We start from the raw sequence: 19,552 nt of genomic DNA on the forward strand, positions 1-19,552 counted from the left end.
CTTTTATTTTACTTAGAGTATCGTTACGTTTGACTTAGCATATAAATCTAACTTTTTTCCTTATTTTGCACTTAAAGCAGCCACTGTGACATAGTTGTATGGCTTATTGAAATGCGGTAAGAAGAATAAGTCAGTTAATGCGAGTTTATCGATGGTTACTTTTTCTTGTATCGCAAGTGAGAAGAGATGGATGCCCATGGACATATCGTGTTTTGAAGCCATTTGTGCACCTAGAATCACTCTTGTGTTTTTATCATAAACGATTCTAAGTTTGACTTTTTCGTTATGTTCTTTTATGAATTCTGGTTTTTGATAATCTTCAATATCGGTATAAGCGACGTCAAGTCCTAACAGAGCAGCTCTTTCAGCGGTAACGCCAGTTGAGACCATTTTTAAATCGTATATAGCGATGCCATTAGAGCCTTGTACACCAGCACTTTCCACCGAATTGCCTAAAACATTATGCGCTGCAACGATAGCTGATCTAACGGCATTTGTTGCTAGAGCGATGTAGCTTGGACGATCAAGTGAGTTATCGTATACGGTTGCACAGTCACCGATAGCATAGACGCCTTGTGCAGAAGTACGTTGTCTCTTATCTACTAGGTAAGCGCCATTTTTAAAGGTGGTGAGGAACTCACTACCTAGCTCAGTATTGGGTCTAAATCCGATTGCAAGAACCACCATATCTGCTGGATGTGTTGCTTTATCAGTAATGACGCGTTCAACCTTTCCATTGCCTTCGAGTTTTTGTACCGTTTCACCAAAAGCGAGTTTAATGCCATTGCCAGATAAGTTTTCATTCATCATAGCTGTGAAAGGTGCATCGTAGTAAGCAGGGAGGCTTGTCTGAGCAATGTCTATTAGTGTCACTGATTTACCATGTCTTTGGAAGGCTTCTGCAAGTTCAACCCCAATATAACCCGCACCAACGACGACGACATCCTTGATGGTTGGGTCTGCAAGCTTATCGATTACCACTTCTGCATGTTGATATAGCTTAACTTTTTGTACGTTTTCAAGATCGCCACCTTCAAGTTTCGGTACGATAGGCAATGACCCAGTTGCTAGAATTAAATCATCGTATTCTGCTTCGATGACCTCTCCAGTAAGTGTTTTAGCGTACACAATTTTGTTTTCAAAGTCGATTCTTTCAACAGGTGTTTCCATGTAGATTTTTGCACCTTTTGATTCAAGTGTTTCTTTATTTGAGTAGAAAAGACCATCGGGTCCGTCGATTTGATTACCGATCCAGAGCGCCATGCCACAGCCTAAAAAGCTGATATTGCTATTTGCATCAAATACGGTTACTTGATGATCTTTTGAGTTATCTAAAATAGTATTAGTTGCTGCTGTACCTGCATGATTTGCGCCAACGATTACGACTTTTTTCATATGTGTTCTCCTTAAATGTAATTAGTTTAAAATTGTAATTGTTACATATTTAACAGATACCATTTTTAGAGATTTTTAAACAGTTAAAATATTAACAATTCGTAACAGTTGTCAATCGGATAGAGAAAAAGAGTTTTTTAAGGCGACCAAATTTGCATTTATATAGGAAAGGCATAGATTTTTATTGACGTAAAACGTCTAAAGATGTTAAAATTAGGGTGCTCTAAAGGGGAGTAGCTATGGGAAACCAAGTTATGGTCAACATACTGGAGAAATCCTGGTCATAACTGCTTTGAAAGATAAGAGGCGAGACTTTTAGATTATTAGGCGATTAGTCTATTAATCTACAGGTCTCTTTTTTTCGTTTAAAAGTCAAAGTTTAAAGACCATTAAAAGTTAATAATTAATATCTATTAAAGTTAAAAATAAAGATCCATTAGTGTCAAAATCTAAATACCATTAGTAATGGCATAATATTGGAATTGGAGGTGTTTGAGCAAGTTTACAGATTAAAGATTTCAAAATAAAACGAGTTATAAGGAGAATTTCATATGTTTCAAGAAATACTTAAGGCTTTTACCTTGATCTTTATTGCAGAAATGGGAGACAAAACGCAAATCCTGGCGATGGCATTTGCGACGCGTTATCCTGTTAAGAAGGTACTCTTAGGGATTGGTATAGGAGCATTTCTCAATCATGGATTGGCGGTTCTGTTGGGAAGTTTGTTATCGAATTTTATACCAATCAACACGTTACAGCTGGTTGCAGGTATTGCATTTGTGGGTTTCGCAATTTGGTCACTTAAGATTGAAGAGGATGACGAAGAAGAGACGCCTAAGTTTCAGTTTGGTCCAGTCGTGACGATAGCACTTGCCTTTTTCATCGGAGAACTTGGGGATAAAACCCAGTTGACTGCGATTACGCTTGCATCAGATGCGACTTATCCAGCATTTATTTTAGTGGGAACAGTGCTTGGGATGATTGCAACGGGTTTTATCGGTATCCTAATTGGTAGAACACTGGGGGATAAAGTGCCAGAAATTGCAATTAAGATATTTGCATCATGTATCTTTTTAATATTCGGAATCCAAAAGCTGTCACAAACCGTTCCGACACAGTTTTTAACGGTTTATTGGATTTTACCTGTTTTATCGATCTTATTTGGTACGATTGGATTTATGATTTACAAGTTATTAGATCACAAGAGAAAAGGGATTGCTTCAGAATACGTCACAGCAGCTAAGGCGCTATACGCCTATTATCATCATATTCAAGATGACTTAGAAGGCATATGTCTGGGAACAGAATACTGTGAAACTTGTCAAGGTGGCGCTTGTCCAGTTGGCAAAGCGAAACAAATTGTCCAGCTTGAGCTAAACAAAGAAGTTGATGTTTCAGCCTCAATAAGCGATGTTTCTACTAGTCAGCACAATATAAATTCAAAATCAGATATAAACGAGCGCTTTAAAGAGAAGGCTTTTAATAAAGAGTCAGTAATAGATAGTTTAGCGGATACACTGATGATGCTGTCTAAAAATGTAGATGCCACTCGTGATGATCAGTTAAATGAACTTAGAAAACAGTTAGAATTACTGTTATTCCATGTGACGATCGAGGAATTTACAACTGTAGAAGCTTATTTGGCCCAGATTCGTGAAATGGATTCAAGCAGTACGGATAAAATTGAAGTTTATCTAAATAGCACAGTTTAAGTTGAGTTAAGATTACAGTTGTGTTTAAACAGTGCCGAATTAATATAAACTAATGTGAAGAGTTATCTTAATATTGAGATACAAAATAGAACTTAACAAATAGTATTTAAATATTGCAAACCTGTAACTGCAATCGTTGATGCCATAAGAAATTTGTTATCAAATCAACCAATAGGTGATAATATTTATATAGCAATCGTGTGGTGCTTGGCGATAACTTTAATTGCCTTTGGCTTTGCAATGCGAATTTATAAAAAAATTTAGAATCGCATCATCGGGAGGAAATATGGTATATTTTGATCTAATCCATCAGTCACTTCAATATATTGAAACGCATTTGGACCAATCAATTACTCTTGAAGGAACAGCACAAACTTTTAACGTTTCAAAGTATTTTTTTAATCGCGTTTTCAATGCAGTTCTTGGAGAAAATTTTAATCAATACATTCGAAAGAGAAAGATGAATCTTGCGATAACACTTATGAAAAGTGGTGAGATGACTTTGACTGAAGTGGCATATGCCTTAGATTTTCCCGATCAATCCAGCTTTATAAAGGCTTTTAAAAAGGTTTATGAGGTAACACCAACAGCTGCACTTCAAAATATGGAACAATATACAGTTACTGATATTCCAGAAATTATCGAAAGGCCTTTTAAAAACTATAATGGTGATATCGTCTCAGATTTTACACTTTTGGATTTTGAGTCTCGTACCATTCGTGGGATTGTATTTGAAGTTGATTTGGCAGATGACGAGTTTAAGACTTTAATTCGTTCTAAAGCGGAACTACTAATAAATGAATTGAACTTAAGTGAGAATACTAGAAGCTATATGGTGTACTCAAATTGCAGACCGGGGTCAACTAAGTTTAATGCGATTTATGGGATAGAAGCTGAATTTGAAACAAGCATTGAAAATGTCTATTCAACTCAGTTACCTGGTCTATTTACTGCAAAGTTCAATTATTCAGGAGATTTACTAGAAATAGGGGATTTGCTGGAGACAGATTTTTATCGGTTTCTGAGGGTTTCAAAACTCGAATCTGCAGAAAATCATATTGAGCTGATACAGGTATTTAACAATTTCAAATCCATCGAAGGTAACTTTGAGGTCTATGTGCCAATCAAAAAATTTCTGGAAGATGAGAATTTATAATTACAGCAATAAATGACAATTCAAAAAAAATCTCCTTTGTTATAGTTAGATCATAACTTAAACAAAGGAGATTTTATTATGAAAAATAAACATCAGAACAATACTGAAAGACAAGTAACAGATGATTATATGAAAGATTCACTAGCACTAATTTTTATGATTGGACTAATGATATCAGGCGCACTTTATATTATGATTCAACTCATTCATCCGCGTGAAACGATAGACATTGTTAAATCTAACCTATGGATTATTGTGGCAATCCTCACGATGATCATGTCACTCTTAAACGCAGCGGGATTTATAACACTCTATGTTAGAGAACGTATGTATTTCAAATCACTTGGTAAGATTTGCTTTCTGTTATTAGTAACTTTTTGGCTCTTATCTGCAATTTTTAGCTTTAATGAAGCATTTGTTTTACCCTTAGTAGCGGATACATCAAGTGACTATGTCATCGGTATGATGGGGTTGTTTGATCATGTAACAGTATCTGTGTCACTTGGTATTTTTCCAGTACTCTCCAATGTAGCAGGTTTATTATACGTCTTTGGTGGATTAGGTTTTGGTTTAAGCTTATCTAAATCCGTACGTTATAGTAAAGTCGTCACTCTGTTATTTGCATTTGCATCCTTTGCGACGATTGCAGCATCCTTCGTACCACATCCTTATAATCGTATCTTCGCATTTCCTATGGGAATCGCTTTAATTGCTTTAGGATATAATAGTATAAAGATGTACAAATAGCGATACAACCAGTTCACAGAAAAGTAAATCCATAGTATAATGAATTACACAAATTTTTTAGAACTATGAATTTATTTGGAGGTTAGAATGATTAAACTCGTCGCGGATTCAACATGCGATTTAAGTGAAGAACTGGTGGCCAAGTACGATATAGGAATTGCACCACTGAGTATCACCATAGATGGAAAAACCTATAAAGATCGCATTGATATTACAGCCGATGAATTCTTTTCTAAAATAGCTGAATTTAAGTCTCACCCTACGACTGCAATGCCTTCACCAGTTGACTTTTTAAAGCATTTTGAACATGCCTATCAAAATGGTCAAAATGAAATCCTTTGTATTTGCATGTCAAGTAAGACAAGCGGTTCCTATCAATCTGCTGAAATTGCCAAATCTTATTTTAAAGATGAACATCCTGAAAATGATTATAAGATTCACGTACTAGACAGTACATCCATGAGTCATGGGAGCGGTTGGTTAATTCTCAAAAGTTTGAGACTGATAGAAAAGGGATTAAATTTCGAAGAAATTGTCGATTATCTCGAACAACATAAGCGTAACGTAAAGCATTTTCTATCTGTGGATGATTTAGACAATTTAGTACGTAGTGGTCGATTGCGATATGGTAGCGCATTGATTGGTAAAATCATGAAGGTAAAACCAATCATGACCATGAAACAGGGTGAGGGTGCAATTGTAAGTAAAGAGCGAGGTAGAAAAGGCGTTCTTCAACATTACATCAATGCATTTAAATCTAGGGTTGATCTTGAACAAACCGATTTTGTCATTGTCGGCTATACTTCAGATAAACTCTACGCAGAGAATTTAGTTCATCTCATTCATTCAGAAACGGAGTTTAAAGGTGATATTCTTTTACTTCAAATGGGTGTTGCTGTAGGGACACATGTCGGACTTGGTGGATTGTCATTTTACTTTATGGAGAAACCACATATTAAGGATGGCTTGCTCGTCAATAATATTAATAAGATTACGCACAAATAGTGTGTAAATATGAGTAATCAATAGACCAAGTCCTTAAAGACTTGGTTTTTTTTATTAGCCCCAATATCTCTTGTGGTAAAATCTAAGGACCTGATGTCCAAAGTTTTTTACTGTGATTTTTTATGCACTATTTTCTAAGGTGAATATTGATTTGTTAATAGGTATTATGTTATGAGACCAATAAAAACATCAAGAAAGCAAAAAAAATGATAAAGTATAACTTATTTCAAAATAACATATATTGATATAAAGCTTTAAAATATTGGGATTTATAAGTCGTGTATATACATGTAAATATACAGTATAAATATTATAATAATATCATTTTGACTTTACAAAAAAAATAGCATATGTTAAAATTACCTTGTTGGAAAGAATGAATTTTTAAAATTTCGCAATAAGATTTGTGTTATTGATGACAGGAGAAGAGGAGCGTCAACAATAGACAACATGCTTTTGGGTGTTGTTTCATTGTTGTTTTTTTTGCCTATTTTTCGAATTATTCAGAAAATTCCAACATCTCTGATGCTCTCAACAAAGTAAGACTAAAACGAAGATGGGCGTTTATAAGTTGAGAGAAAATATAATAAGGGGGAGAAACTCTATGAAAAAGTTTCTGGCAATGCTATTGATTCTTGCATTGACATTTTCTTTAGTCGCTTGTGCAAGCGAAGCTAAAGAAAGTACTGATGCTGCAAGTGATCAAACAACGGGTGAGAAAGTTGAAACAAGAGTAATCAAAGTAACAACGAAATTCGTAGACGATGAGCAGACTGCGATTTCACTTAAAAAAGTAGTTGAAGCAATCAACGAAAGAAGCAACGGTTCTTTAGAATTACAGTTATTTACTGGCGGTATCTTACCGATTGGTAAAGATGGTATGGAACAAGTTGTTCAAGGTTCAGATTGGATCTTAGTTGATGGCGTTAACTTCTTAGGCGATTATGTACCAGATTATAACGCAGTTACAGGACCATTCCTTTATACTTCATTTGATGAGTATTTGGCTATGACAAAAACGCCACTTGTAGAAAACTTAAATGCACAAGCTGAAGAGCAAGGCATAAAAGTTCTCTCATTGGACTGGGTTTTTGGATTTAGAAGCATGATGACAAATAAACCGATTCATGAACCTGCTGATATGAATGGTTTAAATATCCGCGTTCCTACCAGCCAACTTTACACTTATACACTTGAAGCAATGGGCGCTAACCCAGTATCTATGCCTTATCCAGATACTTATGCTGCTATCCAACAAGGTGTTATCGACGGTGTTGAAGGTTCAATCATGACATACTATGGTACAAAGCAGTATGAAAACGTTAAAGAATATTCATTAACCAATCACCTTTTAGGCGTATCTGCAGTTTGTATTTCAACTCAAGTATGGGATAGCTTAACTGAAGAACAAAGAACGATTATCTCAGAAGAGTTTGAAAAAGGTATGGAAGACAATTTAGCTGAAACTGAGAAGTTAGAAGCTGAATATGCTGATCTACTTAAAGCTGAAGGCGTTAACTTTAATGAAGTTGACGCAGTTGCATTCCAAAAAGCAGCAGCACCTGTTTTTGAAAAATTCGACAAATGGACACCAGGTATCTACGATGAAATCATCAAGGAACTTACTGTTATCCAAGAAAATCTAAAATAGTTAAGTAATATGTGGAGAAGTTGGAAGGATACGTCTTTCCAACTTTCTCAATAAAATTACAAGTGCATCTTATGTAGATACGAGTCAATGAACTCGTATGATATAAGATGCATTTGGATAGTAATATTGTTGGGGGTATATATGAAAAATTTCCGTAAGTTATTTGGAAAAGATTATGCCTTATATATCGGAAGTGTCTTTTTGTTAATAACGACATTAATTGTTATGATGAATGTATTTACGCGTTATTTCCTTAAGTTCACCTTTCATTGGGCTGAAGAGATTGCAGTAGGCTCGTTTGTATGGGTTATCTTTTTAGGTTTTGCTAGTTCTTTTAAAAGTAAAGGGTTAATAGGTGTTGAAGCCCTAGTAAAGTTATTGCCACCAAAAGGGCGATATATTTTAGAAATGATCACACTACTCATTACAGCTGGTCTTTCGTTTATTATGTTATTTTTTAGCTACAAGTACGTTTCGAATTCAACTAAAATAACAGCTGCACTAGAGATATCTTATAAGTATATTTATGCAGCAATTGTAATTGCATTCGGTCTTATTTCCATATATGCAATTTATTTCTTCATACAACATGTAATGGGATTATTTTCAAAAAATAAAGAAGATAAGGGGGATATAGAGTAATGGAAGCCTTGTATCCGATTATAGTACTCTTCGTACTATTTTTTCTAAATATCCCTATTGCATATGCATTAATGGGGGCATCACTTTTTTATTTCATCTTTATCAACAATACAATGCCTATGGAACTGGTTATCCAACAGTTTGTAACCTCTGTTGAATCTTTCCCATACTTGGCAGTTCCGTTCTTTATAATGGTCGGGTCCGTTATGAACTACTCAGGGATCAGTGAAGCCTTGATGAATTTCGCTGAAGTACTGGTAGGCCATTTAAGAGGCGGTCTTGCTCAAGTTAACGTTCTTCTAAGTGCACTAATGGGTGGTATCTCAGGTTCTGCTAATGCAGATGCTGCGATGCAATCGAAGATCCTAGTTCCTGAGATGGTTAAAAAGGGTTTTTCAAAACCGTTTTCGGCGGCTATTACAGCGGCATCATCAGCAATTAGTCCAGTTATTCCACCGGGAACAAACCTAATTTTATATGCAATTATTGCCAACGTTTCTGTTGGAGATATGTTCTTAGCTGCGTATATGCCTGGTATACTCATGGCAGTGGCTTTAATGATCGCAGTGCACATTATCTCAAAACGTAGAAACTACGAACCAAGTAGAGATAAAATGGCGTCTCCAAGAGAAATAGGTGGTCAATTTATCAAATCGATTTGGGCTTTACTCATTCCGTTTGGTATCATCATGGGGATGCGTATCGGTATGTTTACACCGACTGAAGCGGGTGCAATTGCAGTTCTGTTCTCTGTATTTGTTGGATTCTTTGTCTATAAAAAGTTAAAGTTGCACCATATTCCAATTATTCTTATGGATACAGTGAAAAGCACCGGTGCAGTTATGATTATCATTTCAAGTGCAAAGGTATTTGGATACTATTTAACACTTGAGAGAATCCCTCAAATGGTAACAGAGTTCTTGATGAATATGACGAGCTCACCACTCATATTATTAATGGTCATCAATATTATGTTACTTTTTATCGGTATGTTTATCGAAGGTGGCGCAGCGTTAGTTATTCTAGCACCGTTATTAGTACCTGCTGTTAAAGTGTTTGGTGTAGATCCAATTCACTTTGGTATGATTTTCATCGTTAATATCATGATTGGTGGATTAACACCTCCATTTGGTTCAATGATGTTTACCGTATGTTCAATAGTAAATGTAAAACTTGAGGACTTCCTAAAAGAGGTTTGGCCATTTATAATAGCATTATTACTCGTGCTTGTTTTAATCACTTACTCAGAGGGTATTGCGCTATTTACGCTTAATTTATTTTAGAATTAGGTAAAAGAACAAAGGAGTGTCCATGCAAAATATTAAAGATGTAAAAACGTTTCTTTTAGATATGGATGGAACGATTTATTTGGGCAATCATATGATTGACGGTGCATTGGAGTTTCTTAAGCTTCTCGAAGCACAAGGAAAATCTTATGTATTTTTAACCAATAATTCTTCAAAAAATCGGGAAGCGTATCAAGCAAAATTAAGTGGCTTAGGACTTGAAGTTGATCAAAACAGAATTTTCACTTCTGGGGAAGCAACCGCAATCTATTTAAAAAATCAGAAAAAAAATGCGAAGCTATTTGTTCTAGGGACACATTATCTCGAAGAAGAGTTGATTTCACACGGGTTTGAGCTCATTCGTGATCGATCTGAAATACCAGATTTCGTGGTACTAGGATTTGATACAACGCTCACTTATGAAAAGTTATGGATTGCCTGTGATCATGTAAGAGAAGGTGTGCCTTACCTAGCGACACATCCAGACTTCAATTGCCCCCTTGATGGTGGCAAATATATGCCAGATACAGGAGCGATGATTAAGTTTATCGAAGCTTCTACAGGTAAGTTACCTGAGGTCATAGGTAAACCAAGTCATCATATCGTTGAATCCATTTTAGATAAGTATCAGTTGGATAAAGACGAGGTTGCTATGGTAGGTGATCGATTGTATACCGACATTCAACTTGGTGTAAACGCTGGTATAACCTCAGTACTTGTATACAGTGGCGAAACGACAATCTCTGATTATGAATCATCAGAAGTGAAATCGGATTATCAATTTTCATCAGTAAAGGCAATCAGTGAAGCGATAAGATAAATAGAGAAAAGTAAAGGAATTGAGATGAGAGAGTTAATTGTTGACAAACTCAAAAGCAATCCAGTTATTGCAGCAGTTCAGACCGAAAAGGACGTCGATGCAGCGATCAATTCAAAGGCGAGTACGATTTTTCTGCTCTGTGCAGATATATTCAATGCGCGACTTCTTGTTGATAAAATAGAAAAGGCGGGTAAGAATGCCATTATTCATATGGATTTCTTGGAAGGAATTGGTCGTGATTCAAAAGCGATTGATTACATCATAAAAGAGATTCGTCCATTTGGTGTGATTAGCACCAAAAGTAGTCATATAAAAGTGGCAGCAAGTAAGGGCATATTTACCATTCAACGTTTTTTCTTAATTGACAATAAGTCTTTTGAGATGACTGTAAAAAGTGTTCATACGCTTAAACCAGATATGGTTGAAATTATGCCAGGCGTAATGCCGAGTGTAATTAAAAGAGTAAACAGTCAGTTAAGCGTTCCAGTCATTGCTGGGGGCTTGATTGATTCAGAACAAGACGTAAGAGATGCACTCGCATCCGGAGCGGTTGCAGTTTCAACTAGTAAAAAAAGTTTGTGGAATTTGAAGTAATTAAATAGGGATGGTTGAGAAGATGGAGAGCCAATTAGTAAGCCTTACAAAGGTTTATTAAAAGTGCTCTCCTTTTTTAATTGAAAAAATAGGATTGGAGTTTATGTATGTATGATATAGCGATTATTGGTGCTGGAATAACTGGTACTGCTATTGCGCGTGAACTTTCGAAGTTTAAGTTGAATATTGCACTTATCGAAAAAGAAAATGATATTTCTGACGGTACCACTAAGGCAAACAGTGCAATTGTTCATGCCGGTTACGATGCCACAGAAGATAGTTTAAAAGCTAGGTTCAATGTAAGAGGCAATGAACTTTATGAAGCATTAACCAGAGAGCTTCATGTTCCGTTTCAAAGAATTGGTTCATTGGTTTTAGCATTTTCCGAAGAAGAAATGACTACCGTTCATCAATTGTACGAAAGAGGTCTAAAAAATGGTGTGCCTGAGTTAAGTATACTTACAAAAGAAGAAACTTTAGCACTGGAACCAAATGTATCGGAAGAAGTCTTTGGAGCACTTCATGCAAAAACAGCTGGGATAGTGGGTCCATGGGAGCTTGCCATTGCACTAGCTGAAAATGCAATCGATAATGGCGTTAGACTATTCTTAAATCACAAAGTGACAGGAATTGAAAAAAAGGCTGAAGCTTATGTCGTTAAAACGAATCAAGCAGATATTCCCACTAAGCTAGTCATCAATTGCGCAGGTCTTTTTGCGGATGAAATAAACGACATGATTGCACCAAATGCATTTAAAATCTTACCGAACTCTGGTGAGTATAACCTATTTGATAAATCAATGGGCAAGCACGTTAATTCAGTCATCTTTAGATGTCCAACAAAAAAGGGAAAAGGTGTTTTGGTAGCACCTACCGCACACGGTAATCTTATCGTAGGTCCAACATCGAACTATGTAGAGGACAAGAATGATTTTGCGACAACATTTGATGGCTTATCATTTATTAATGATTATGCAAAAGAAACGGTAAAAGACCTTGATTTTAGAAATGTAATCACTTCCTTCACGGGACTAAGAGCTAAAACTGAAAATGGTGATTTTATCGTTTCGCTATCAAAGGACACACCTAATTTTATCAATGTAGCTGGTATTGATTCGCCTGGTTTAACAGCAGCGCCAGCCATTGCCGAATATGTGGTTTCTTTAGTTGAAAATTCGTTTGGTGGTTTGAAAATCAATGTGGATTTTAACCCAAATCGTAAACCTCCGATTCATTTTATTAGTTTACCAGATGAAGAAAAAGACAGTTTGATAAAAGAGAATCCTGCATTTGGTAGAGTGATTTGTCGATGTGAAAACATAACAGAGGGTGAAATTATCGACGTCATAAGTAGAAGTGCAGGGGCGACTACCTTGGACGGCGTAAAAAGAAGAGCAAGACCTGGCTCAGGTAGATGTCAAGGTGGATTCTGTGCACCAAGAGTTATGGAAATTTTATCACGAGAGTTAAAGATCGATATTGAGAATGTGGTCAAAGACTCAAAGGACTCGTTTATACTAACGGGTCATACCAAATAACACTTGGAGGATTATATGATTCATTATGATATTGTTGTAATCGGTGGTGGCCCAGCGGGGCTGGCAGCTGCAATAGAAGCTAAGAAAAACGGCATTGAAAAAGTACTTTTAATTGAAAGAGATAGAGAGCTAGGTGGCATCTTACAACAATGTATCCACAACGGCTTCGGACTTCATACTTTCAAAGAAGAATTGACAGGTCCTGAATATGCTGAAAGATACATTGAAGCATTTCATAACTTAGGAATTGAATATAAGCTAGATACTATGGTTTTAGAAGTATCTCCAGACAAACTGGTAAAAGCCATCAATTCAGTGGATGGTTTGCTTAAAATACAGGCAAAAGCGGTTATATTGGCGATGGGGTGTAGGGAAAGAACAAGGGGCGCTATTAGAGTTCCGGGAACACGACCAGCGGGTGTGATGACGGCTGGAACGGCACAACGATTTGTCAATATGGAAGGCTACATGGTTGGTAAAAGAGTGGTCATCCTTGGTTCTGGTGACATCGGTCTAATCATGGCAAGGAGAATGACGCTTGAAGGTGCAGAAGTTCTGGCAGTAGCTGAACTAATGCCATTTTCAGGCGGTTTGAAAAGGAATATCGTTCAATGTCTAGACGATTTTAATATTCCACTGTATTTAAAGCATACGGTGACCAACATCGAAGGAAACGATCGAGTCTCGGCGGTTACTATTGCAAAAGTTGACGAGAAATATAAGCCAATCCAGGGTACTGAGAAACGATTTGAATGCGATACATTGCTCTTATCAGTTGGCTTAATTCCCGAAAATGAACTCTCCAAGGAGACCGGTGTTGATCTGGATCGAATAACAAGTGGACCAGTCGTAAGCAACACTAGAGAAACATCTATACCAGGTATTTTTGCATGTGGTAATGTGGTTCAAGTACATGATTTGGTAGACTGGGTTTCTGAGGAAAGTCAAATTGCTGGTAAAAATGCTGCAAATTATGTAAAACAATTAGATGGATCAATTGGTGAAGCAATTTTAAGTTTATATCGAGTTAAAGCAACTAATGGAATCAGATATGTGGTGCCTCAAAAAATTGAAATCTCGAAAGATATCGTTAATCAGGAACCTCATAACAAAGTCGAATTAATGATGCGTGTAGACAACGTCTATAGCGATGTTGTGATTCAAGTTAAGTCGGGAGAGCAAATCCTAGATGAGTTTAAAAGACCGCATGTCGCACCAGGTGAAATGGAAAATATTAAAGTAAATGTAGAAAAGCTATTATTAGCTCAAAATGGAGAAATTTCAATAGAACTTTTAAGAAAGGAGGCGTAATTTTGGAAAAAATAGATATGGTCTGTATCGTTTGCCCAATCGGTTGCAACATGACAATTAGTGAGGACACTTCGGAAAAAAGTGGCTTTAAAGTAGTTGGCAATAAGTGTTCAAGAGGTAAAAATTACGCTGTAAAGGAAATGAAAAAGCCGACGAGGATGCTGACGACGACAGTCACTATTTCTCATGCCTTTATCAGTAGAATGCCAGTTAAGTCATCTGCACCACTACCTAAGGAACTTCTTGGACAGGCAATGGCAATCATTAATAGAGTAGAGGTAAAGGCACCTGTAATAGCTGGTGAAATTATTATAACCAATATCCTTGGAACAGGGATTGATATACTTGCTTCTAGAAGTATGAAAAATGTTCAATAAGAAGGAGGCATGACATGATAAGCGAAGTTGAATTGGTACTGAGATTAGTTGCATCTGCTATAGCTGGTGGCATCGTCGGCATGGAAAGAGAAGCACAAAATCGACCAGCTGGCTTAAGAACGCATATCTTAGTAACTTTGGGCTCTGCACTTATTATGTTGATCTCTATGTACGGCTTTTCTGGAATGGGAAATAGTGGATCAGGCGGTGAGCCTGCAAGATTAGCTGCACAAGTCGTTAGTGGGATTGGTTTTTTAGGGGCAGGGACTATATTAAGGAACGGCAATAGCATACACGGTTTAACCACCGCAGCGAGTATATGGGTTTGTGGGGGAATTGGTTTAGCGATAGGAAATGGTTACTATATCGGTGGCGCAGCAACGACGATTATCGTACTCATCACTCTTAGAAGTATGGGCTTCATCGAGAAGCGCGTTTTTAAGAGTAATTATAAATCTTTGGTTGTCTACTGTACGAAACGAGTGGGATTGATAGGAGATGTCGGTCAAATCCTTGGCAAAAACAATATAAGTGTAAAAGATATCAAAGTAAACAGCGAAAACGAATACGATGACTTTGGTAAAGGCATTATCTATTTTACGATAAAATTGCCTTCAAAGCTTATCATGGAAAGATTTTTCGATGAACTGCTTGGCGTTGAAGGGGTCGAAAGCGCAGGCTGGGAAGAAGACTTTGGTGAAATAGAAGTAAGTTAGAAAAGGGGCTTTCAGATGAAAGCCCCTTTTTATGCACAACAATATCTTTCAATACCAAACAATAAGATTCTAATTAAATTTCTCATTTCATTTTCAGTATAATCTTTAAGTAAATTTGATTGAATGGAAGTAAGTAATCCATTATAAATAACGTAAATCAAATCAGCAATTTGTTTAGCGTCGATACTTTTCATTACTTCACCTTTATTTTTTGCACGCTCTACATAATGTATTTTTTCTTGGTATATATCAGAGTTCATTAAATCATACTTATACTTCACATCTTTAAGTTCTTCAATTGTTTCAATTCCTACAAAAAAATTAGGACCATAAATTGTATTTCGAATAGCACAATCAAAAATAACATCTTCGATGAAGTTAATGATGTGCTTATCATTATCAATTATTTTTGCATGAGCTGCTCGTACATCAGAATCAAATTTATCAAATGCAGCAGTGTATAATCCCAATTTGTCTTTAAAATGATAATATATTGGGCCCCTTGAGATGCCAAGAGCGTCAGTTATATCGGTTAGATTAGTTGCCGCATATCCTTTGATAGAGAACAGTTCGATTGCTTTCTCTACCAACTCATTAATTGTATTCTTATCAGATGAAATCAAAATAAACACCTCCGAGATATATTTATAATAACACAGTAGATAGTGGACTACAAACTGGTATTTTATACTTTGATGTATAAATATTGCTTATAATTCACTTTTGTTATTGATGTATGGGGAAATATGAGTTATAATCGACTTGAACATACATACATGCATGTATAATTAAGCGCTCGACGGAGCGACTTTATTTTTTAAGGATATGTTAATTTATTCACATTTGGAGGTTTGTTTTGAAAAAAACTAGTATTTTGCTATGCTTTATTCTCATTTGTTCATTAAGTTTATTTGCATGTGCTAAAGAGTCTGAGTCAAAATGGAACGATGGTTCATATGAAGGAAAAGCAGAAGGTGTTCATGGTGACATACAATTATTGGTTACGATTGAAAAAGGCGCAATAAAGTCGATCGATGTAACCTCACAGGCAGAAACATCTGGTGTTTCTGAAGTCGCTTTTACAGAAGTGCCAAAGTCAATTATTGATAGTCAAAGTACAGATGTAGAAACGGTTACAGGTGCAACCGTTAGTTCAGAGGCAATCATCACAGCTGTAAATGATGCGTTAAATAAGGCAACTAAATAGGGGGAGTTATGAGAAAGTTAATCGCGTTTGTTTTAGTATTTGTTTTAATTGGGGGGCTATTTACTGGGTGTAGTCAAGATACACAGCCTACCGAAGAAAAAATTAATGTTGAAGAGCTAAACTATGATGTTGTAGTAGTAGGTGGTGGTGCAGCTGGTTTATCTGCTGCAATAGAAGCAGCAGAAGCAGGTGCCTCAGTAGTACTTTTAGAAAAATTACCAATGCTAGGTGGTAGCACAGTGTTGTCAGGCGGAATCGTGTATTCCACTGGTTCAAAAATTCAAGAGGAAAATGGAATTGAAGACTCAGTCGATGAGTTGGTTAACTACTGGTTAGAAAGATCAGAGAATAAGGCGAGTGAGTCCTATCTAAGATTTGTAGCTGAGCAATCAGGTGCAAATGTCGATTGGTTAGTTGACTTAGGTGTGAAGTTTAGTGAGCCACACGCAACTGGAACATCGCCAGTTTTAAGAGCGGTTTCGGCATTAGAGCATGGCTCTGGAATTATCAATCCTTTGAAAGACTATGCTATATCAAAAAATGTTGAAGTTAAACTTCAAACCTCAGCAAAAAAACTAATTACAAATGAATCTAACGAAGTTGTTGGTGTAGAAGCTGAAGACAAAGATGGTAATATTCTTAAAATCAGCTCAAAAGCAGTTATTATTGCCACTGGTGGATTTGATAGAAGTAGTGAACTAGTTAAAGAGTATGCGACTGTTGCAGTAGATCAAAAGACATTTTCTGGAGTAGGTAATACTGGTGATGGCCTTTCAATGGCAAAAGAAATTGGTGCAAAAGTTGTATCAAATGATGGCGTTATTGGATTTAGAGCAGTTGAAGGTGAACCTGCTTATACAACAGAGATTTGTATGTTGATGTGGATGCCATATTTATATGTCAATGTTGATGGTGAGAGATTTGTTGATGAATCTTCTGATTATCCAGTATTCTATGAATCATTAAGAAATCAACCTCAAGGCGTATCGTATTTAATCTTTGATCAAAACACTTACTCTCCAGCATTGGACAAAGCAGTTGAGAAAGGTTCAGCCTTTGTTTCAGATTCTCTTGAAGGCTTAGCGGAACAAGCTGGCATTAATGGTGAGAATTTTGTTAAAACAGTAAATAACTATAATCAAATGATCACAGATGGTGTAGACGGTGAATATGGTAAAATATTAACTGGTCATCCGGAAATTAACGCACCTAAGTATTATGCATTGAAAATCGTACCTGCGATTTTAGGAACACTTTCCGGTCTTAAAACTGATTTAGATGCAAGAGTTTTAAAGGAAGATGGGAATCCGATTACTGGGCTATATGCTGCAGGCGAAGTGGCAAATGGTGACTTCTTCTATAAAGTATATCCAGCAAGTGGTACTTCTATTCAAATGTGCATTGCTTTTGGTAGAGAAGCAGGAAGAAATGCAGCTCAACTCATCGAAAAATAGTGATTAACAAGATTTAATTGAATGAAAGCATTTGAACGCATATATATGAAGTTCAAATGCTTTTTATTTTAGCTGGATTATAATAAAAGTGAGCAATCGAGATGTAAAATATATTTTACATTGTGTAAAAAAAGTATTACAATAAAATCATAGAAAGGAGTGAGTTTATGCAAACGAATCGATCAAAGGCGTGGATGACTTTAATTCTTTGGAGTTTGGTTTTAGTTGTGTTTATCTACTTATTTGCAATAGCTACAGGTCCTATAGATTGGATGGCACAAAAGAATATCCGGTTTATGTGTGCATTACTATTTGGTGGTGGCTATTTAGTATTTTCATTAATTTTATTTAAAACGAGGAAAATAAAGTCAGATGAAAGAGAATATCTTGTAGAGTTAAAAGCTGTGAAAGCAACATCGATTTCTATTTTGATGTATGTTTTTATATTTGGCATTACCATTTATACGATATACGAAAATAATCAGATGATGCCAGCATCGTGGATGTGGTTTTTAGCATATACCTCAGCATTCTTATTTTATATTTTAAATAGCGCCTATTTCCTCTATTATGATCGGAAAGAAGAAGGCTATGGCAGAATTTAAACTGACGAACAACATTCGTAAACTCAGATTTGAAAATGGAGAAATGAGTCAGCAACAATTGGCTGATTTAGTGGGGTGTACAAGGCAGACCATCATTTCATTGGAACAAGATCGTTATTCACCATCCTTGATACTTGCAGCTCGAATCGCGTATGTATTCAAAGTTTCTATTGATGACATATTTATTTTTGAGTTTGGGTAGGATTAGTTGGTATAAAGTTGATATCAACTAACTAAATTATAGGAGGTGGGTGTTTATAATGGTTAAACCTAATATTGTAATAAGTAAGTGTATCGAGCATGGTCATTGCAGATATGATGGTTCTCAAATAAACGACTCAAATGTAAAACAATTAATGGCGTTTGTGAACTTTATACCACTTTGTCCGGAAATGGCAATTGGATTGCCTTCACCACGACAATCTCTTAGAATTGTTGAAAAAGATCAAGACGAAATGCTAGTATTCTCGTTGTCAGGAGAAGATGTTACGCATCAAATGAAGGCTTATGCTCAGGATCAAGTTCTGCGGATTAATCAAATGGACTTGGACGGTTTTTTACTCAAGAGCAAATCGCCTTCCTGTGGCATAAAAGACGTTAAGGTCTATCAGTCACATGGAAAAGTACCAAAGTTGCCCAAAAAAACAAAAGGCATATTTGGAAGTATTATACTTGAACAATTTGATCGTTTGGCAGTAGAAGATGAGGGTAGACTTTTAAACTACAATATTAGAGAACAGTTTTATACAAGAATTTTTACCCATGCACGGTTTCGTGAGGTAATAAAGGAAAATAATCATAAAAGCCTAGTAGCATTTCACAGCAATCATAAGTATCTTTTAATGGCATATAACCAAAATCAATTGACTGTAATGGGACGAATCGTTGCGAATCATGAACACCTTGAGTTAAAGGAGGTGCTAGTCAAATATGGCGAAGCCCTTGACAAAGCTTTAAAAACCCCTGTAAGTTCAAGTCGTAATATCAACGTCGTCTTACACATTTTTGGTTATTTTTCGAAGCATCTAAATACGAAAGAGAAGGCTTATTTCTTAGACACTTTGGAACATTATCGAAATAAACAATTGCCATTTTCAAGTGTAATGTCAATTCTGAGCTCTTGGGTAGCAAGATTTGAAATGGATTATCTAGAGAACCAAGTTATATTTGCGCCATTTCCTGAGGCGTTAATTAATGTTACGGATTCTGGCAAAGGGTTATAAATGCAACCCTGTTTTAATGTCTTCAAGTCGAATGAAAATGCATCAAAAGTAACTATGGTTACCGACTCAATTTTCTAACTTTGATAAACTAGAATAAATAAGAGGAGGTGCCT

20 protein-coding genes are annotated in these 19,552 nt (G+C 36.1%); 18 read left to right on the forward strand and 2 right to left on the reverse strand.

The genetic code is table 11. The annotated features are described in order from the left end of the window. Positions 1–60: 60 nt before the first annotated feature. Positions 61–1,395, reverse strand: a complete 1,335-nt coding sequence (gene nox, locus AC4PID_RS15215; RefSeq protein WP_492132835.1) for a H2O-forming NADH oxidase — start codon at positions 1,393–1,395, stop codon at positions 61–63. 551 nt (positions 1,396–1,946) lie between these two features. Here nox and AC4PID_RS15220 point away from each other — a divergent pair. From AC4PID_RS15220 to AC4PID_RS15280, 13 genes are all read left to right on the forward strand, one after another. Further along, on the forward strand, positions 1,947–3,107 hold the full coding sequence (locus AC4PID_RS15220) for a TMEM165/GDT1 family protein (RefSeq protein WP_492132836.1): 1,161 nt from the start codon (positions 1,947–1,949) through the stop codon (positions 3,105–3,107). Positions 3,108–3,393: 286 nt separating this feature from the next. Beyond that, entirely contained in the window at positions 3,394–4,263 is an 870-nt protein-coding gene (locus AC4PID_RS15225) for a helix-turn-helix domain-containing protein (RefSeq protein WP_492132837.1), read from the forward strand. Between the two features lie 78 nt (positions 4,264–4,341). Beyond that, on the forward strand, positions 4,342–5,010 hold the full coding sequence (locus AC4PID_RS15230; protein WP_492132838.1) for a hypothetical protein: 669 nt from the start codon (positions 4,342–4,344) through the stop codon (positions 5,008–5,010). Positions 5,011–5,097: 87 nt separating this feature from the next. Beyond that, the gene (locus AC4PID_RS15235) at positions 5,098–6,015 is read left to right on the forward strand and encodes a DegV family protein (RefSeq protein ID WP_492132839.1); all 918 of its coding nucleotides are present in this window, start codon (positions 5,098–5,100) and stop codon (positions 6,013–6,015) included. Positions 6,016–6,619: 604 nt separating this feature from the next. Continuing rightward, positions 6,620–7,666, forward strand: a complete 1,047-nt coding sequence (locus AC4PID_RS15240) for a C4-dicarboxylate TRAP transporter substrate-binding protein (protein WP_492132840.1) — start codon at positions 6,620–6,622, stop codon at positions 7,664–7,666. 141 nt (positions 7,667–7,807) lie between these two features. Next, on the forward strand, positions 7,808–8,308 hold the full coding sequence (locus tag AC4PID_RS15245) for a TRAP transporter small permease (RefSeq protein WP_492132841.1): 501 nt from the start codon (positions 7,808–7,810) through the stop codon (positions 8,306–8,308). Further along, positions 8,308–9,591: a TRAP transporter large permease gene (locus AC4PID_RS15250; protein ID WP_492132842.1), complete on the forward strand. Its 1,284-nt coding sequence runs from the start codon at positions 8,308–8,310 to the stop codon at positions 9,589–9,591. Before AC4PID_RS15245 ends, AC4PID_RS15250 begins: the two co-directional genes overlap by 1 nt. A gap of 28 nt (positions 9,592–9,619) precedes the next feature. After that, on the forward strand, positions 9,620–10,414 hold the full coding sequence (locus AC4PID_RS15255; RefSeq protein ID WP_492132843.1) for an HAD-IIA family hydrolase: 795 nt from the start codon (positions 9,620–9,622) through the stop codon (positions 10,412–10,414). 24 nt (positions 10,415–10,438) lie between these two features. Then, positions 10,439–11,008: a glycerol-3-phosphate responsive antiterminator gene (locus tag AC4PID_RS15260; protein ID WP_492132844.1), complete on the forward strand. Its 570-nt coding sequence runs from the start codon at positions 10,439–10,441 to the stop codon at positions 11,006–11,008. Between the two features lie 107 nt (positions 11,009–11,115). Continuing rightward, a complete protein-coding gene (locus AC4PID_RS15265; RefSeq protein WP_492132845.1) occupies positions 11,116–12,546 on the forward strand; it encodes an NAD(P)/FAD-dependent oxidoreductase in 1,431 nt (476 codons plus the stop codon). A gap of 15 nt (positions 12,547–12,561) precedes the next feature. Further along, positions 12,562–13,857, forward strand: coding sequence for an NAD(P)/FAD-dependent oxidoreductase (locus tag AC4PID_RS15270; RefSeq protein ID WP_492132846.1), 1,296 nt, complete (start codon positions 12,562–12,564; stop codon positions 13,855–13,857). 2 nt (positions 13,858–13,859) lie between these two features. Then, complete coding sequence (locus AC4PID_RS15275; protein ID WP_492132847.1) at positions 13,860–14,234, forward strand: DUF1667 domain-containing protein; 375 nt, start codon at positions 13,860–13,862, stop codon at positions 14,232–14,234. 14 nt (positions 14,235–14,248) lie between these two features. Beyond that, positions 14,249–14,950: an MgtC/SapB family protein gene (locus AC4PID_RS15280; protein ID WP_492132848.1), complete on the forward strand. Its 702-nt coding sequence runs from the start codon at positions 14,249–14,251 to the stop codon at positions 14,948–14,950. 29 nt (positions 14,951–14,979) lie between these two features. Here AC4PID_RS15280 and AC4PID_RS15285 read toward each other — a convergent pair whose 3' ends face one another. After that, entirely contained in the window at positions 14,980–15,573 is a 594-nt protein-coding gene (locus AC4PID_RS15285) for a TetR/AcrR family transcriptional regulator (protein ID WP_492132849.1), read from the reverse strand. A 233-nt stretch (positions 15,574–15,806) separates the two neighbouring features. Between AC4PID_RS15285 and AC4PID_RS15290 the strand changes: the two genes are divergently transcribed. The 5 genes from AC4PID_RS15290 (at position 15,807) to AC4PID_RS15310 (ending at position 19,439) form a co-directional block, all read left to right on the forward strand. Further along, complete coding sequence (locus AC4PID_RS15290; RefSeq protein ID WP_492132850.1) at positions 15,807–16,157, forward strand: FMN-binding protein; 351 nt, start codon at positions 15,807–15,809, stop codon at positions 16,155–16,157. 8 nt (positions 16,158–16,165) lie between these two features. Then, positions 16,166–17,611, forward strand: a complete 1,446-nt coding sequence (locus AC4PID_RS15295; RefSeq protein ID WP_492132851.1) for an FAD-dependent oxidoreductase — start codon at positions 16,166–16,168, stop codon at positions 17,609–17,611. Between the two features lie 167 nt (positions 17,612–17,778). Next, complete coding sequence (locus AC4PID_RS15300) at positions 17,779–18,216, forward strand: DUF2178 domain-containing protein (protein ID WP_492132852.1); 438 nt, start codon at positions 17,779–17,781, stop codon at positions 18,214–18,216. Continuing rightward, entirely contained in the window at positions 18,203–18,418 is a 216-nt protein-coding gene (locus AC4PID_RS15305; RefSeq protein ID WP_492132853.1) for a helix-turn-helix transcriptional regulator, read from the forward strand. Before AC4PID_RS15300 ends, AC4PID_RS15305 begins: the two co-directional genes overlap by 14 nt. A 58-nt stretch (positions 18,419–18,476) precedes the next feature. Further along, positions 18,477–19,439: a YbgA family protein gene (locus AC4PID_RS15310; protein WP_492132854.1), complete on the forward strand. Its 963-nt coding sequence runs from the start codon at positions 18,477–18,479 to the stop codon at positions 19,437–19,439. The last annotated feature ends 113 nt before the right edge of the window (positions 19,440–19,552 follow it).

The organism is Fusibacter sp. QWL-12 (assembly GCF_058683495.1).

What these genes read in the sequence shown, in the direction of transcription:
- AC4PID_RS15240 (WP_492132840.1), top strand. Translation starts at nt 6,620, where the DNA reads ATGAAAAAGTTTCTGGCAATGCTATTGATTCTTGCATTGACATTTTCT.
- AC4PID_RS15265 (WP_492132845.1), top strand. Translation starts at nt 11,116, where the DNA reads ATGTATGATATAGCGATTATTGGTGCTGGAATAACTGGTACTGCTATT.
- AC4PID_RS15305 (WP_492132853.1), top strand. Translation starts at nt 18,203, where the DNA reads ATGGCAGAATTTAAACTGACGAACAACATTCGTAAACTCAGATTTGAA.
- AC4PID_RS15245 (WP_492132841.1), top strand. Translation starts at nt 7,808, where the DNA reads ATGAAAAATTTCCGTAAGTTATTTGGAAAAGATTATGCCTTATATATC.
- AC4PID_RS15300 (WP_492132852.1), top strand. Translation starts at nt 17,779, where the DNA reads ATGCAAACGAATCGATCAAAGGCGTGGATGACTTTAATTCTTTGGAGT.
- nox (WP_492132835.1), bottom strand. Translation starts at nt 1,395, where the DNA reads ATGAAAAAAGTCGTAATCGTTGGCGCAAATCATGCAGGTACAGCAGCA.
- AC4PID_RS15250 (WP_492132842.1), top strand. Translation starts at nt 8,308, where the DNA reads ATGGAAGCCTTGTATCCGATTATAGTACTCTTCGTACTATTTTTTCTA.
- AC4PID_RS15295 (WP_492132851.1), top strand. Translation starts at nt 16,166, where the DNA reads ATGAGAAAGTTAATCGCGTTTGTTTTAGTATTTGTTTTAATTGGGGGG.
- AC4PID_RS15230 (WP_492132838.1), top strand. Translation starts at nt 4,342, where the DNA reads ATGAAAAATAAACATCAGAACAATACTGAAAGACAAGTAACAGATGAT.
- AC4PID_RS15255 (WP_492132843.1), top strand. Translation starts at nt 9,620, where the DNA reads ATGCAAAATATTAAAGATGTAAAAACGTTTCTTTTAGATATGGATGGA.
- AC4PID_RS15235 (WP_492132839.1), top strand. Translation starts at nt 5,098, where the DNA reads ATGATTAAACTCGTCGCGGATTCAACATGCGATTTAAGTGAAGAACTG.
- AC4PID_RS15280 (WP_492132848.1), top strand. Translation starts at nt 14,249, where the DNA reads ATGATAAGCGAAGTTGAATTGGTACTGAGATTAGTTGCATCTGCTATA.
- AC4PID_RS15270 (WP_492132846.1), top strand. Translation starts at nt 12,562, where the DNA reads ATGATTCATTATGATATTGTTGTAATCGGTGGTGGCCCAGCGGGGCTG.
- AC4PID_RS15260 (WP_492132844.1), top strand. Translation starts at nt 10,439, where the DNA reads ATGAGAGAGTTAATTGTTGACAAACTCAAAAGCAATCCAGTTATTGCA.
- AC4PID_RS15220 (WP_492132836.1), top strand. Translation starts at nt 1,947, where the DNA reads ATGTTTCAAGAAATACTTAAGGCTTTTACCTTGATCTTTATTGCAGAA.
- AC4PID_RS15310 (WP_492132854.1), top strand. Translation starts at nt 18,477, where the DNA reads ATGGTTAAACCTAATATTGTAATAAGTAAGTGTATCGAGCATGGTCAT.
- AC4PID_RS15225 (WP_492132837.1), top strand. Translation starts at nt 3,394, where the DNA reads ATGGTATATTTTGATCTAATCCATCAGTCACTTCAATATATTGAAACG.